General features: G+C 36.6%; 12 protein-coding genes. 10 read left to right on the forward strand and 2 right to left on the reverse strand.

Features of this window, described 5'->3' with window-relative positions:
• Positions 1–12 precede the first annotated feature (12 nt).
• The 7 genes from CD29_RS13835 to CD29_RS19725 all read left to right on the forward strand — a co-directional run bounded on the left by CD29_RS13835 (position 13) and on the right by CD29_RS19725 (position 11,444).
• The gene (locus tag CD29_RS13835; protein WP_036188007.1) at positions 13–1,608 is read left to right on the forward strand and encodes an acyl CoA:acetate/3-ketoacid CoA transferase; all 1,596 of its coding nucleotides are present in this window, start codon (positions 13–15) and stop codon (positions 1,606–1,608) included.
• A gap of 53 nt (positions 1,609–1,661) precedes the next feature.
• On the forward strand, positions 1,662–3,254 hold the full coding sequence (locus CD29_RS13840) for an acyl CoA:acetate/3-ketoacid CoA transferase (protein ID WP_036188009.1): 1,593 nt from the start codon (positions 1,662–1,664) through the stop codon (positions 3,252–3,254).
• A gap of 73 nt (positions 3,255–3,327) precedes the next feature.
• Positions 3,328–4,005, forward strand: coding sequence for a uridine kinase family protein (locus CD29_RS13845; RefSeq protein ID WP_052124170.1), 678 nt, complete (start codon positions 3,328–3,330; stop codon positions 4,003–4,005).
• Complete coding sequence (locus CD29_RS13850) at positions 4,002–4,538, forward strand: ECF transporter S component (RefSeq protein ID WP_036188012.1); 537 nt, start codon at positions 4,002–4,004, stop codon at positions 4,536–4,538. Before CD29_RS13845 ends, CD29_RS13850 begins: the two co-directional genes overlap by 4 nt.
• A 356-nt stretch (positions 4,539–4,894) precedes the next feature.
• Positions 4,895–8,467, forward strand: coding sequence for a S8 family serine peptidase (locus tag CD29_RS13855; protein WP_408056625.1), 3,573 nt, complete (start codon positions 4,895–4,897; stop codon positions 8,465–8,467).
• Positions 8,468–8,859: 392 nt separating this feature from the next.
• Positions 8,860–9,321 (forward strand): hypothetical protein, encoded by a 462-nt coding sequence (locus tag CD29_RS13860; protein WP_140422913.1) that lies wholly within the window; start codon positions 8,860–8,862, stop codon positions 9,319–9,321.
• 185 nt (positions 9,322–9,506) lie between these two features.
• A complete protein-coding gene (locus CD29_RS19725; protein WP_052124171.1) occupies positions 9,507–11,444 on the forward strand; it encodes an S-layer homology domain-containing protein in 1,938 nt (645 codons plus the stop codon).
• A 930-nt stretch (positions 11,445–12,374) separates the two neighbouring features.
• Here the strand turns inward: CD29_RS19725 and CD29_RS13870 are convergent.
• A complete protein-coding gene (locus CD29_RS13870; RefSeq protein WP_036188018.1) occupies positions 12,375–13,079 on the reverse strand; it encodes a response regulator transcription factor in 705 nt (234 codons plus the stop codon).
• A 130-nt stretch (positions 13,080–13,209) separates the two neighbouring features.
• Here CD29_RS13870 and CD29_RS13875 point away from each other — a divergent pair, with 130 nt between their 5' ends.
• The 3 genes from CD29_RS13875 to CD29_RS19730 all read left to right on the forward strand — a co-directional run bounded on the left by CD29_RS13875 (position 13,210) and on the right by CD29_RS19730 (position 16,317).
• Positions 13,210–14,247, forward strand: coding sequence for a zinc-binding dehydrogenase (locus tag CD29_RS13875; protein ID WP_235801841.1), 1,038 nt, complete (start codon positions 13,210–13,212; stop codon positions 14,245–14,247).
• A gap of 207 nt (positions 14,248–14,454) precedes the next feature.
• The gene (locus CD29_RS13880; RefSeq protein WP_036188022.1) at positions 14,455–15,801 is read left to right on the forward strand and encodes a TraB/GumN family protein; all 1,347 of its coding nucleotides are present in this window, start codon (positions 14,455–14,457) and stop codon (positions 15,799–15,801) included.
• Between the two features lie 129 nt (positions 15,802–15,930).
• Positions 15,931–16,317: a hypothetical protein gene (locus tag CD29_RS19730; protein ID WP_052124172.1), complete on the forward strand. Its 387-nt coding sequence runs from the start codon at positions 15,931–15,933 to the stop codon at positions 16,315–16,317.
• A 151-nt stretch (positions 16,318–16,468) separates the two neighbouring features.
• On the opposite strand, the gene CD29_RS13890 is transcribed toward CD29_RS19730, so the two are convergent.
• Positions 16,469–16,654 carry a hypothetical protein gene (locus CD29_RS13890; RefSeq protein ID WP_036188024.1) on the reverse strand — a complete coding sequence of 62 codons (186 nt, stop codon included), beginning with the start codon at positions 16,652–16,654 and terminating at the stop codon, positions 16,469–16,471.
• Positions 16,655–16,677: the final 23 nt, after the last annotated feature.

Here is a 16,677-nt window from a genome sequence, read left to right on the forward strand (position 1 = left end):
GGGGTGTACTTGATGGGAAATAAATTACTATCTGTCAAAGATGCAGTTGATTTAATAAAAAATGATTCAAGTATTGCGGTGGCTGGATTTGCGATTATGGGTTCCTGCGATACGATTTTGAAAGAAATTGAAAGAAGATATTTAGAGACAAAACAGCCATCCAATTTAACATTAATACACAGTGCAGGTTGCAGTGATCGTGTTGATGGAATTGAACACTTAGCATATAAAGGTCTTGTAAATAGAATCATCGGCGCACATTGGGGATTAGCTCCAAAATGGGGAGAACTTATTCACAAAAACGAAGTAGAGTGTCATTGCTTACCACAAGGGCAATTGACACATCTATTCCGTGCAATGGCCTCTGGTAAAAGTGGAAACCTTTCAAAAGTAGGTCTAGGTACGTTTGTTGACCCTCGAGTTGAAGGCGGGTTAATGAATAACAAAGCAAAAGAAACGACTAGTTTAGTAGACGTGATTGATATAAAGGGTGAAGAGTATTTATTTTACAATTCAGTTCATGTAGATGTAGCCATCATCCGCGGTACTACTGCAGATGAATTTGGAAACATCACTATGGAAGACGAAGCGATTAAACTTGAAGCACTTTCCGTTGCCCAAACAGCAAAAAGATTTGGTGGAAAGGTAATTGCTCAGGTGAAAAATATCGCTCGTAAAGGAACTCTTCATGCGAAAGACGTTGTTATTCCAGGCATTTTTGTCGATGCAATCGTTCTAGCAGAAGATCCAACAACTGAACATAAACAAACATCTTCTGCATTTTACGATCCAGTTTACTCTGGGGATATTAAAGTCCCTCAAAAAGCGCTTCAACCAATTCCTTTAGGTGTAAGGAAAATCATTGGTCGACGTGGAGTAATGGAATTATTCCCAAATGCAGTAGTGAATCTTGGAATTGGTATTCCAGGAGATACAATCGGACCAGTAGCTAGTGAAGAAGGTATTTTAAAAGATATTCACTTAACTGTTGAATCAGGAGTTATCGGTGGTGTTCCTTCTGGAGGAACTGATTTCGGTATTGGGAAAAATGCTGATGCAATCATTGAGCATCCATATTTGTTTGATTACTACAATGGTGCCGGCGTTGACCTTACCTTCATGGGAATGGCTGAAGTGGATTCAGCAGGAAATATCAATGTTAGTAAATTAGGAGATCGTGCCGTTGGCTGTGGTGGTTTTATCGATATTACTCAACCTGCTAAAAAGGTAGTATTTTTAGGAACTTTCACTGCAGGTGGACTTGATGTTGAAATCTCTAATGGCAAATTAAAAATAATAACTGAAGGTAAACACCGCAAATTCTTAAAAAATGTTAAACAAATCACATTTAGCGGTAATTATGCTCGGGAGCAAAAACAGCATGTGTATTACGTTACTGAACGTGCTGTCTTCAAACTAAGTCAAGAAGGTGTGGAGTTAATAGAATATGCACCTGGCATTGATATTGAAAGAGACATTTTAAGCAATATGGACTTTATGCCAATCATTTCTCCAAATTTAAAAGAAATGCCTAAAGAATTATTTAATCATTCTGTGATGAATATTAGTAATGCATTTAATGGACAAAAGTCTGCTGTAATGTCATAGGTTTACGATACCTCAATCATAAGTTGAGAACGAACATAAACAAGGGGGATCATATGGCAAATTTAATAGATGCAATGGAACTTGCGAAAAAAATTCCAGACAATAGTACCATTGGGCTAGTTGGTTTTGGGGGAATTGGTCAGTGTGATAAAATATTGCGTTCCATAGGGGAAAATTTCAAAGAAACTGGCCATCCAAAAAATTTGACTGTGTTCCATACTGCAGGGCAATCTGACACGACAAATGGGATTGAACATATCGCAGAGGAAGGTTTAATTGGCCGAATTATTGGCGGACATTGGGGGTTAGCTCCAAAGGCAAGAAAGTTAATTCAAGAAAATAAAGTAGATTGTTACTGCTGGCCACAAGGTCAACTAACACATCTATTGCGTGCAATGGCAAATAAATTGCCAGGACAAATTTCGCCTGTCGGATTAGGGACTTTCGTCGATCCACGAATTGAAGGCGGTAAATTTAATGAAAGAACTAAAGCTCTAGATGATCTTGTTCAAGTGATTCATATCAATGACGAGGAGTTTTTACTATATCCATCGATTCCATTAGATTATGTATTTATCCGTGGAACAAGTATCGATGAAGCTGGGAACCTTACAACAGATGAAGAACCACTCAAATTAGAAATTTTGTCTGCTGCACAGGCAGCTAAAGCTTATGGTGGAAAAGTGATTGCACAAGTAAAATATGTAGCGCAAAAAGAATCTTTCCATCCAAAGCAAGTAGTGGTTCCAAGTTATTTAATCGATGAGTATGTACTAGTAGAAGACCCTGCAAAGGACCATAGACAAACATTTAGTGAAGTCTTTTCACCAGTATTCGCTGGCGATATTCGTACACCAAAAGAATCAATCGATGCAATTCCACTCGATATTCGAAAAATTATTGGACGTCGAGCAATTAAAGAATTGCAGAAAAATAATGTCGTTAACTTAGGGATTGGGATTCCGGGAGATGTTATTGGAAACATTGCAAACGAAGAAGGCATTGGGCAAGATATCGTATTAACGATGGAATCTGGAGTCGTTGGTGGTAGTTCAGTAGGGAAAAATGAGTTTGGTGTAGCTAGGAATGCAGATGCAATCCTTGAGCACGAATACTTATTTGATTATTATCATGGAACTGGTATCGATGTCACTTTTATGGGTGGAGCAGAAGTCGATGAGTTCGGAAATGTGAATGTATCAAACTTTGGTGGAAGAGCTGTTGGTTGTGGTGGTTTTATCGATATAACGCAAACTGCTAAAAAGGTTGTTTTTCTAACGACATTCACAGCTGATGGGCTAAAAGTTGCCATTGATAATGGTCGATTACAAATCCTACAAGAAGGTAAAGTTTCTAAATTTACGAATCATGTTCAACAAATTACATTTAGCGGAAGATACGCATCTACCCATTCTAAAAATGTAATTTATGTAACTGAGCGAGCTGTCTTTACATTAACGAAGGATGGTTTAGAGCTTACTGAAATCGCACCAGGTATTGAACTTCAAAAGGATATATTGGATCATATGAAGTTTAAGCCAATCATTTCAAAAAATCTAAAAGTGATGGATATGGAAATTTTCAGCGATCAACTGTTAGGAATTGCAAATGAATGGAATAGACAAGTAGAAACAGTGAACTCATAAAGATAAGTCAACTTCATTACCAAATTGAGGGGAATCATTATCGATTCCCTTTTTTAAGTGGGGGATTGCAGAAATGAGTAGTAAATCAGCTAATCAGGATTTGAAAGAAATACAAACAGATGATTTTGGTGATCGATTCTTACCTTTAGTAGAAGTAATTCATGAAATAGTAGAGGGAAGTAAGGCCCCAATCATCATGGCTTTAGAAGGTCGATGCGGAAGTGGCAAAAGTACACTTTCAACATTTCTTAGAGGAAAGTTCGATTGTAATGTGATCCATATGGACGATTTTTTCCTACCACCAAATTTAAGGACTAATGAGCGATTAAATGAGCCTGGGGGAAATATTCACTACGAGAGATTTATAGAAGAAGTTATTCATCCTTTGAAGGAGAATAGCGCATTTTCTTATAATGCTTTTCAATGCTCAGATGGTTCGTCTAGTAGAAAAGAATTACAACCTGCGAGGCTTACGATCATAGAGGGAGTCTACAGTCTTCATCCGAAACTGCAATCAATTTACGATTATAAAGTTTTCCTTACGATGAGTCCAAAAGAACAAATTAGACGATTATCTAAAAGGAATGAAAAGATGTTAGATAAGTTTATAAACATATGGATACCACTTGAAGAAAAATACTACTCTACTTTTCAAGTAGAAAAGTACTGTGATTTTATTTTTAATACAGAAACATGCTCTCTGACCGTAAATTCAGAGACAAGCGTTTTTAAAGGAGATGAGTCTAATTGAATAATGTCATTCGAAATATAGTTTTTACCTCTCTATGTATTGCAATAGGACTTCTTTTACCTCAATTCATAAAGATTATTCCTGTGATGAATATTGGAGCCGTTTTATTACCAATGCATATTCCAGTATTAATTTGTGGAATTTTGTGTGGATGGAGATTTGGAGTCATTTGTGGCGCAACATTACCAATCTTAGCTTACGTTTTAACAGGAATGCCACCAATTTTCCCAATTGGTATTTCCATGATGTTTGAGCTTGCTACATATGGATTACTGACTGGACTATTATATGAACTTACAAAGGGGAAAATATATATTTCTCTAATAGGTGCCATGATTGGTGGACGCCTTGTTATGGGCATCGCAAATACCATCTTGTTTAACTTTGCGGGTAATGCATTTGGCTGGATGGCTTTCATTTCAAGCGCGTTCATCACAGCTTTACCAGGGATCATCATTCAATTAATCATCATTCCTGTTATTATTATGGCACTTCAAAGAAACCTTGTGTGGAAGCAAGCTACACAATACTAGTGGTACAAGTGGATAGAATTACCTATGTCGAAACTATATTAATATAAATAAATATCTCAATGGGACCACAATTTGATAGTAAATTGTGGTCTATTTTTTATTCTATTTATATAACAATAAAACTATCAATATAAGGAGGGGGGTATCTAGTCCTGGATTCTTTAGACTAATCTAGTACAGTAAACCTGTCCCGTACTCTCTAATTTCGTCCCAATTACACAGAAATTTGTCATAGTTTTTGAATCTCCGGTACTAGCAATTTCAAAAGGACAAACTCTTATATTAATAGAATATTAAGACTATGAATGGATTACTTCATTCATAGTGTGATTTGTCAGCGAAAGGGAGGAATTGTATTGGGGAAAAAGTTTGTAAGTAAGTTCTTTAGTTTGTTTGTGGTACTAGCAATGGTCATTTCATTGTTCGGTCCAGCAATGACTGTTTCAGCAAATGAGGCAAACGTGCCGTTCAAGTCAAACAGTCAAAGCGAAAGTACAATGCAATTAAAAGCTGCCATCGTAGAGCAATTGAATGTGATCGAAGGCGGTCCAAAGCTTCACAAAGATTTACAAGGGTTAACAGGCAATCAGGAAGTTGCAGTTATTATTCATTTATCTGAAAAACCTGTTGCGCTTGAAAAGGGAATGAGCCAATTAAAAGGCAAAGGATTCTCTGCAACACAAGAAAAACAAGTGAGAGCAAAAGTGAAAGCGCAGCAAGCTGCTGTGAAAAAAGAACTGAATGCTAAAAAGGTTAATTTTAAACAAGGATATGAATTTGATACAGTGTTAAATGGTTTTGCAGCAACAGTAAAAGCGGATGATCTTCCAACATTACTTACTGTTGATGGAATAACGTTAGTTGAACCGGACGTTATCGTACATGCGATGGAAGAACCGGTAAAATCCAAACCAATATATACAACGCCTATTAAAGACGGCCAATTAGAAGCACAAATGAATACAAGTATTTCATTTTTAGGAATTGAAAAGCTATGGAATGAAGGGTATGAGGGACAAGGTATTAAAGTTGCCGTTCTTGATACAGGAATAGATGCAGATCATCCAGAATTTGCTGGAATCTATAAAGGTGGAAAGAACTTTATTCCACATTCATCGACGTATACAGTACCACGTGCAGATGATGATGCGTCAGAAACATTACCATCAGAACGTCCAGTGGGAGTACCTGAGTTTAATACGAATGGTAGTTCGTTCTACACATCTCACGGGACACATGTTGCGGGTACAATTGCAGCAATTGGAGCAAATGATTTTGGGATTAAAGGGATCGCACCTAAAGTGGATCTTTACGCATATCGCGTACTTGGCGCGTATGGAAGTGGCGCAACTTCTGGAATCGTAAAAGCGATTGATACAGCGGTTATTGAAAAGATGGATGTTATTAATCTATCACTAGGTGGGGGTTCTAACACGGAAACAGATAGTGGATCATTTGCGATCAATAACGCTATGATGGCTGGAACAATTGCTGTTATTGCAACAGGAAATTCAGGCCCTAACCGTGGAACAATGGGGACTCCAGCTACATCACGTTTAGGAATTGCTGTTGGTAATACAACAAATCCAGAAACGAAGTACAACGGTGAAGTGAATATTACGGTTGGTTCCTATAACTTAACGAAACAATTGCAGTTAATGGGAACAACTTTTGGTAAAGATTTAGCGACACAACTTCAAGGGGAATATGAATTAGTTGCTGTTCCTGGCCTTGGAGAGGCTGAAGATTATGAAGGCCTTAATGTAAATGGAAAAGTTGCATTAATTTCTCGTGGTGAAATTCCATTTGTTGAAAAAATTGAGTATGCAAAAGCAAACGGTGCAGTAGCTACGATTATCCATAACTTTGCTGGTGGTTCAAATGCACCGAATGCATCAGGAACATTTTTAGGCGATGCGTTCGAATTTATTCCAACGTTTGATATGTCTCAAACTGATGGGGATGCGATTCGCGAGGCGTTAAGTGGTGGAGTAGGAACTGTTACATTTGGTAACTTTGGTTCGACGACTTCTACTGGAGATGAAGTAAATAGTTCAAGTTCACGTGGACCTTCTACTCCAAACTTTGATATTAAGCCGGATGTATCGGCACCTGGTACAAACATAATGTCGACTATTCCAATGTACAAAGCAGATTTCCCTGATGCTGTTTATGATGAAGCTTATGCTCGCAAAACGGGAACTTCAATGGCAACACCACATATTGCAGGGATTGCAGCACTTGTTAAACAAGCAAATCCAACTTGGAATGCTTTCGACGTAAAAGTTGCGCTTTCTAATACAGCAAAATTGCTTGATACGACTAAGTTTGATGTGTTCGCACAAGGTGCTGGTCGTGTAAACGCATATGCTGCAGCTCACCCAAGTGTTCTTGCATATGCACTTGATACTGCGGTATTAGATAACAGTGGCGTAATCGTTGATAACTTAAAAGGAACGGTTACTTTTGGTCCTCAGTCATTAAAAGAAGGTAATGTTTCTATTTCGAAACAAGTTCTTGTTAAAGATGTAGCGGAACTTGGTGGGAATTATACAGTAACAGTTAATACGACTAAAACATTTGGTGATGCAAAAGTTACTGTGGACAATCCTTCATTTACATTGGAAGGGGAACAATTGTTAAATGTTACTTTAACTGCTTCTCAAGCAGATGCACCAACGGGCTCTGAAATTCTTGGCTATATCCATATTATCGGTGAGGGTTCTGAGATTTCATTGCCATTTGCGGCAGACTTTAGTGGAGTTGCTCCAACAGAAATTCAAAATATGGCTATCACAGAAACAGACCTTTCCTTTGATGGAGATGGCGTGAAGGATTCAGCTGACCTTACATTCACACTGACTGGAGATGTAACAACAAACTATATCGAGCTTTGGGATATTATGAATCCAGATGGTGGTTACTATGGAGATGGCTATATTGGTTACTTACATGCAGGGTCTTCTTTAGGAAAAGGGTCTTGGAGATTAGTTGTTGGTGGACAGTACACTCCTTGGGGCAGTACAACTAGTACGAAGATCCCTGATGGATTATATACAATTGATTTTACAGCATTGACTGCTAGTGGAGTGATTGGTGACTATGTAGGGCCAATTGTCGTGAAAACGACGAAACCTGAAATTACAGGTTCATTAGCTGATGGTACTGTTACAGGCCAAGTAACTGACAAATATATTGAGTACAATGAAGAGTTAACTTTATATGGATTAGATTATAATTTAAATGATAAATTACATGCTTCATATGTTGCGACGATCAATGGGGTTAATGCGGATGCAGTGGCGTTAGAATTAGCACAAGACGGCTCATTCTCATTCCCAATGCCTGCTGGCGCAGAATTTGTAACAGTTGTCATTAATGATGAAGCTGGTAACGTTGGGGAATTTGTAATTGAAAATGAAATTGTTTTACCTGGAGTGAAACTGGTTGCCAATACAACTGAACTAGAGTTGGAATTAGGAAAAGAATCACAACTATCGATTAAAGAAGTGACAACAGCAGCAGATGGTAGTACAAGTGAAAAAGACGTAACAAAATCAGCGAAATATACTGTGGCAGATAAAAAAGTAGTTTCTGTAAAAAATGGGTTAGTGAAAGCTAATAAAGTAGGAAGTACAACAATTACTGTGAAAAACGGTAATAATGAATTAACAATCAATGTAACAGTAACGGATGGTGATGTGACAGAACCAGGTGAGCAACAGCCACAAGTAACACTAAGCGTGGACCAAACTCAACTAGAATTGAAAGCTAAAGAACAGGTGCAGCTGGTAGTGAAAGAAGTAACTACATTGGCAGATGGTACGGTAACAGAAAAAGACGTAACAAATGAAGCTGCCTATAGTGGAAATGGACCTATCATTAGCGTGAAAAGCGGCTTAGTTCAAGCGAAAAAAGCAGGATCTTAAACAATCATTATTCAATATGGTGGGAATAATGTGACTGTGGAAGTTACTGTTACAAAATAGAATTAAAACTATAGGAACAAACTGGGGGCAAGCGTAGTCTTGTCCCTTTTTATTTGGAAAATGTGGAGCGATTGTACCTGTGAAGATTAATTATTACATAATATGCCAATCCTTAGCATCGAGGAGTGGTGCTAATGGAGAATCGTTTTTTTATTGGATTGATCAATGGTTTTATATTAAGTGCTATATTATGGGTTTCGATATTCGGGTGGATAAAAATTATTATGAAATTACTTTAGGGAACGACTAAAGTAATATTTTTATGGAATGGTATGGGTGTATAAGACATAAATTGCTTTATAAATGGTGAGGAGGATGGAGCACTGAGTGAAGTGAATTTGAAGACAATGGATATGGTGCGAGTAGCAAAATTGTCTCGTGAGGATTATAAGGATCTCAATACAGTCGAAAAATGCTTGGAATTTTTTATAGATACAGTTCCTAATAATTCTTATTATTTTCCAATTCGTGGGGAAGGTCATAAACTTTCAACAAAATACGATCACACAGGAGCATTAATTTTATTTTCTTATTATAAAAATGTATATGCTCTTGGCTTTATTAAAGATGTGAAAGAAGAAGATAATCGGATTGTAGGCGTGTACTTAGAAGAATATAACTATAAGGTATTCGATGATGAAAAATTCTTTGAATTAGAAGAATTAGAAGGAGCTCTTGGATTTGAAATATTTGATTTTAATTTCAACAATCAAGGCTGGAATGTTCTCACAGGTGAGAATGCACAAATTGTATTTAACTACTTATCTGATGTTAAAGGAATTGATCTAAATTAATTTTTTGAATAAGTGATTAGTAGGACAGGGTGTAGGTACCTTGTCCTGCTTTTTTATTGGGACTACAAGCCTGAATCAACAATATATTCTTCTAAATAAGTAAATATTTAACAATATTATCATAGTATTATCTCTTTCCATATGATACCATTTTGTTGTAATGATAACAAATATTGGAGGTTATTATGATTAAAAGAATACTAGGATTTTTACTATCATTCTTATTAGCATTTAGTATAATATTCCCTCAAAATGCTGCAAAGGCAACAGGGGATATTTACATCACCCAAATTAACTTTATCGATTTGTCGAAAAATTATTGGGCAAATGATGCGATCAACAATATGGCGAAAAGTGGTATTATCAGTGGGTATAAAGATGAAACTTTTCGTCCTGAAAATCCTGTTTCAAGGGCAGAGTTTGCTACGTTGATCTCAAAGACATTTTATCTAGATTTGCCAACAGGGTCACAGGCAACTTTTTATGACGTTCAGCCAAGCCATTGGTCTTATCCATATGTCGAAGCTTCAAAAGATTTTTTAACTGGCTATTATCCTCCAAGTGGACGAGCATTTTTTAGTCCAGATATGAATGCAACACGTGAAGACGTTGCTGTAACACTTGTAAAAGCTTTAGGATACACAGTGGATGATTTGAAGAATCGTAGAATCCTAGAGCAAAACTTTAATGATGTCGATTCAATCTCTCCAAATTTAAGAGATTATGTTGCAATTGCGTATGAAAAGGAATTATTTAGTGGGTATCCTGATTATACATTTAGAGGCGATGCACCTATTAACCGTGCGGAAGTTGCGACTCTACTCTATAAAATTATTAAAAATGCAGCTACGGATGGTAATAGTGATATTGTCCTTGAGGTAAGTGCACCGGAAAAGGTGAATGAGCCAACAGTTTACATTTCAGGTACAACTTCCCGAGGTGCTACGGTAAAGATTGATGGGAAAGATGTAAATGTCGTTAACGGAAAATTCAATAATGGTTATACTCTGAAAGATGAAGGTCTTTATGAATTTGAAGTTACTGCTCGAATTGCAGGTGGGAAAACGAAAACGGTTGTAAAACAAGTATTATTTGAGCGATCTGGTCCTGTATTAATCATCAATGATATTCCTTCAACTACTCAATCACAAAAGATTACAGTCTCTGGTAGAGTAGAAAATAGTGATAAAAAGAACTATTCAACTCCAGATGTTTACTTAAATAATAAAGTGATTAACTACTGGTCAGGTAGATTTGAAACGAGTGTAACATTAGTAGAAGGTGAAAACGTTCTAACTTTCAAAGCAGTAGATAAACATGGGAAAGAAACGATTGTTACGAAAATTGTTTACTATACAGTTGGTAATCCAGTCATAAAGTTTGACTATATCCCAGACACTACTACTAGTAGTGAAATTACTTTATCTGGAACGATTGAAGATCCGAATGACAATTATCCTAAAATCTATATTAACGATCAATTAATCAACACATATTCAAAAAAATTCTCTAGAGTAGTAACATTAAAAGAAGGCGAAAATACATTCAAGTTTGTCGTTGTGAATTCCGCTGGTAAAACAACAACAGAAACAAGAACAGTTATCTTAACTAGTGATGGTCCTGAGTTAATTGTTGACTATATTCCTGAAACAACAACAAGCAGTACCCTAAGAGTTTCTTGGAACGTTAAAGATCCAAATGATTATTCTCCGAAAGTATATGTAAATGATAAACTCGTACAATATTACAGTTCTACAACTATTAATCTAGTACCTGGTGAAAATACAATTACTTTTAGAGCAACAAACAAATTAGGTAAAATGACGACCGTTACGAAAACGATTACGTTAAATATACCAGCACCTGTTTTAACAATTGGTTACTTACCTGAAACAACAACAAGTTCTTCAGTAACAGCTACATGGACTGTAAAAGATGAAAATGATTATTATCCAAAGGTCTATATTAACGATCAGCTTATTTCTTATAGTTCTTCTAAAACTTTGAATTTAGTAGACGGACCAAATGTATTTGTGTTTAGAGCTGTCAATAGTTCAGGTGTGAAGACTGAAGTGACAAAAACGATTGTGAAAATTAGTGAAGCTACTGAACCAATAGAATAATACTAATAGGCCAAGGGGAAAGTACCTTGGCCTATTTTATTTTCTGTTTCCGGTTTTCATAACCTGTTTGGGTTAATTACAATTATGCTTGTCTTAAACCGTTCGATGAAGATCTTTTTAGAGTAATTATCTGTCACAAAAGGTCTTCATCAACTCTATGAAGACCGTTTCTGTTGGAATATGAATATCTGTCACAAAAGGTCTTCATAACCCCTATGAAGACCGCTTCTGTTGGAATATCTGTCACAAAAGGTATTCATCAACTCTATGAAGACCGTTACTGTTGGAATATCTGTCACAAAAGGTCTTCATCAACTCTATGAAGACCGTTTCTGTTGGAATATCAGTCACAAAAGGTCTTCATAACCCCTATGAAGACCTTTTCTGTTCGATTATCAGTCAGAAAAGGTCTTCATAACCCCTATGAAGACCTTTTCTGATCAATTATCTGTCACAAAAGGTCCTCATAACCCCTATGAAGACCTTTTCTGATCAATTATCTGTGACAAAAGGTCTTCATCACTCCTATGAAGAACGTTCTGGTCGATTTTCTATCTAAAAGGTCTTCATCACCTGCACGAAGACCTAATCCTATTAACCTCTTGCTAATACTACCAATATTACCTCTATTACGTGCCGTTATTGTTATTGTTTAGTTTTTTTAAATTTAATTTTAGCTATGATCTAGGTTCTTCTTTTTTATTTGAAGTTTATTCTAACAATGTTAAAGTACCTATAATCAAAAAAAGGCCAAGGGGATGGTAACATTGGCCCTCATTATTTGATTGGGATAGTAGTAAACCGAGGTTTATGTGCGCTTTTGAACTGGTTCCGTGCGAGTTCCACATGGATACGTGCGAAATTCAACCTGTAACGTGCTATTTCTGAAATTTACGTGCGTTTTTCATATTATATTTAAGCCTCCGCCCCTCAAGACAATATCCCCCTACGAAACATCTCCGTAATAGCATGTACACGATTTTTTGCATTCAACTTTTTTACAGCTAATTTCACATATTGTTTTGCAGTTAGCTCGCTGATTCCGAGGTTATCGGCGATTTCTTTTGTTGTGTGTCCTTCGGCAATTCCGTACATGACTTCGAGCTCTCGTTTACTAAGCGCGGCATCTCCTCCTTCTCCCTCTGTATGGAGTGAGGAATGGATCATCTTTCCGACTCTGTTGCCAAAACTCGTCAACTCGATTAACAGATTTTCATCCATATTTGCAGTTTCTTGTATTCGTAAACTATAAATATAGCCATAGACCATGGAACCTTTGAATAGTGGTGTAATGAGAAAGCCTGATATATCGCGGTCAATGACATAATGACTACTTGTTTTCTCAAACAACTCTAATCCCTCATAAAACATCGCTTTCCGTTTTTGAATGGGGTCTAGAATGGTCGATAATGTTCGAACATCATAACGTTCATCGTGTATATATTGGATTTTCCCATCCATGAGGGTAATAACTCCTTCTGCTAGAAACCCGATTGGTGAATAACGAAATAAGTTGGCGTCGATTACTGGAAAGCTTTCTCTATATAGCTCCATCATTTTTACAATCTGTCTTTCTTGGGTAGGAAGGGACTCTAATTCTCGAATTTTATCTAAAAGGGTAGTTGAATGTGTCATTGTTATACTCCTTTCGAAGGTAGTCACTCATGCAAAAATGGTAATATACTAAATTTTAAGAATATTATACCATTAAACTATGAAAGCGCTAACTCTACTTGCGTAATTAATAGAAAAAAGGGGAGAAGAAATGATGAAAGCACTTGTAATTGAAGGGGTTAAGAAGGCTGTAGTAAAAGAGGTACCGGTACCTGAAATCGAAAAAGATGGTATTCTTATCAAAACAATGGCAAATGGTGTTTGCCGTAGTGACTGGCACGTATGGGTTGGCGATCACGGTATTGTACAACCGATTATTGGGCATGAGTTTTGTGGAATCGTTGAAGAAGTAGGGCCGGAAGTAAAGAACTTTAAGCGCGGAGATCGTGTAATTGTTCCTTTCTCTGGAAGTGATGGAACATGTCCACACTGTCAAGCGGGGAATACAAACCTTTGTGATTCATTTTTAGTCCCTGGAACTGCTTATCAAGGTGGTTATGGTGAATATGTTGCAATCCCTAAGGGAGATCGTAACGTTATGCATTTACCAGATGGACTTAGCTTTGCTGATGCTGCAGCATTAGGTTGCCGTTTTATGACTTCTTACCATGGAATCGTGGATCGTGTACAAGTTCTACCTGGTGAAAGCGTAGTTGTATATGGCTGTGGCGGTATTGGATTATCAGCGATTCATATTGCAGCTAATATGGGTGCAACGGTTATTGGTGTTGATATTAACGAAAATAATCTTGAATTAGCTAAAAAGTTAGGTGCAGATTATGTTATTAATAGTCTTAACACAAACCCTGTTGAAGCGGTGAAAGAGCTAACTAAAGGTGGAGCTGATGTTTCTGTAGATGCACTTGGTATTGCTGAAACTTGTTTAAATGGTATTAACAGTTTAAGAAAAGGTGGACGTCACTTACAAGTTGGTGTAACAACGAAAAAAGAAGGCGGCTTCATATCAATTCCTGTAGATGAAATGGTTATCGCTGAAAAATCCTTCATCACAACTCTTGGTATTCCAGCAGCTCGTTTCAATAAATTGCTAGACCAAGTAGCAAAAGGAAAATTAAACCCAGGTCAAATGGTAACTCGCGAAATCAGCCTTTCTGAAGTAGAAGGAATCTTTGAAGACATGAGTAACTTTAAAACAACGGGTACATTTGTAGTAACTGACTTTTCTTAATTAAGCAAAGTGGGGACAAGCTTAGGAAAGCTTGTCCTTTTTATCTGGTTACACGTCTTAAGGTCTCAAACTTTAAATTCTCAATAACTAGAACCAATATTTAACATATGCTAAACTAGTTTATGTAATATTTTCCTAATTTAATAGAGTTTGGGTTTTTTAAATCTATTTTGGAGATATTAACTAACACTTGAAGGGACCAGGTCAATGAAGAAAATAGCTAAACATTTGATGGCTTCTATCCTTGGAGTTACGTTGATGTTGACGACGATTGTTCCATCGATTCATGCTGAAGAAAACGCACCGGAAATTAGTTTTTGGGCAATTGAGACGCTAAATGAAGGTGAGAAATACGGAATCTTCCCAATGGATTGGTACTATGAGGGATTTAGATCTGAAGCTACTGTTGGAAATTTAGAAGAATTATTAGCTTTAACAGAGCAAAAAATTGCTGCTTTAGAGCTTCCTGAAAACAAACAATACAGTCCACAAACTTATGAAAATGATGCAACAAGAGGTTCAATTGTTACACGTTTATACGATATAGTTGCTCGCTATGATTTACCAGTTGGAAACGATGCGATCGATTATATGACTGAAAGAAATATTTTAGTAGGTGATGGTAAGGGATTAGCTTTAGAAAAGAAAGTAACAACTGAAGAAGCGGTTGTTTTTGCTGTTCGATTCATTAAAGATACTTACCATTTGGCTGGGCAAGGATCTAAAGGTGTGGCTTGGGTAGTGGAAGATGAAGATACATTAGTATACTTACTTGGTTCCATTCACTTAGGTACACCTGATTTATATCCGTTTAATGAAAAGTTACTATCTGCATTTGAAGAATCGGATGCATTGTTAGTAGAAGCAAATGTACTTGATCCATTAGGCATGCAATATTATGCCGAAAAAGCAATGTTTACAGATGGAACTACGATTGAAGACGTAGTATCTACAGAAACTTATGAAAAACTAAAAAAGGTTGCTGAACAATATCAACTTCCATTGGAGCAAATCGCACTTCAAAAGCCTTGGACGTTATCAAGTTCATTATCGATGCTAGCAATGGATGATTCTTTTGGATTAACACCGGAACAAATGTCGATGCATGGTATTGATATGTATTTCTTATTAAATGCGCTACTTCAAGGGAAACCAATTATTGAATTGGAAGGAACGGCAGCGCAAGTAGATATGTTAGCTGGATTATCAGCTGAAGCCCAAGAACAATCATTAGTTAAAGTGTTAGATAGCATTTTAGAACCAACTGGAGAAAGTGAAGCTGACTTTATGAAAGATTGGTTTAACAGTTGGAAAAATGAAGATATTAACGAATTTGAAAAGAGTTTGAAAGCTATGGAAGGGGAACCTTCAGAATTCAATAGCATGCTATTTGGTGAAAGAGATATACAAATGGCCAAAAAAATCCAAGCATTATTAAAAGATAAAGAAGGCACATTCTTTGTAGTTGTTGGTGCTGGTCATTTCTTAGTGGACAAGAATATAATTTATCATTTAGAGCAGAACGGAATTACGGTAAAACCATTTTATCAGTAAGTTCCAATTAGTTAAACCCTACTTTTTCGGAGGTAGGGTTTTTTTGGTGACTTCTGCTAATCTAAAAGTTAACAGTTGTGAAAAAACAAACCTGAGATATACTGTTTTTAAAGGAGGAGGTGATATGTAATGAGTAACGGAAAAATGGAAGAAATGCTTACGCAGTTAATCAAAATGGTTGGCAAAATCCAATCTGAGCAACAGGAGATGAAAGTTGAGATACTTGGGATTAAGGCGGAGCAACAAGGGATGAGAACTGAATTCCAGTGGATGAAAACGGAGTTACAGGAGATTAAAGCCGAACAACAAGGAATGAAAACTAAGTTACAAGAAATTAAGCTCGAACAACAAAGCATGAAAGAACAAATTAGTGAAATTAAGGCAAGCCAAGCCCAGTTTGAACAAAAAAGTGAGGATCGTCATCAAGAAATTTTAAGAACGTTACACTCTTTTAAAGCAGATCAAGACATATTTTTCAGAAAGTGGTCCGTAATGAAAGGGAAATTGAAAAGTTAAAAAGTTTATAACCCTCGATTATAATTGTATTTCGTAAATACCTCGAATACGGTCATGCCTCGTCATTATGTTTCCTTACGTAAATTATTGTGTACTTGGTACACAGAAACCACTATGTACCGAGTATCTTTTGATATTACGAGTTAGTTTATTATGAAGAATTACCATGTCGCATCTTTTTTAGGATGTGTGAAACAATACGTACTACGAAGAAAATTGTACATACTAAGCCAACGATTCCTATAACAAAAAATGCAATCCCAACACCTGTAAACAACATTCCAACAACAAACAAGATGAGAGAAAACAGAATTCCGATCAAATTTCCTGCAGACATAGATTATCATCCCAATATCATTT

It is taken from the genome of Ureibacillus manganicus DSM 26584 (assembly GCF_000772945.1).
Lineage (GTDB): Bacteria > Bacillota > Bacilli > Bacillales_A > Planococcaceae > Ureibacillus > Ureibacillus manganicus.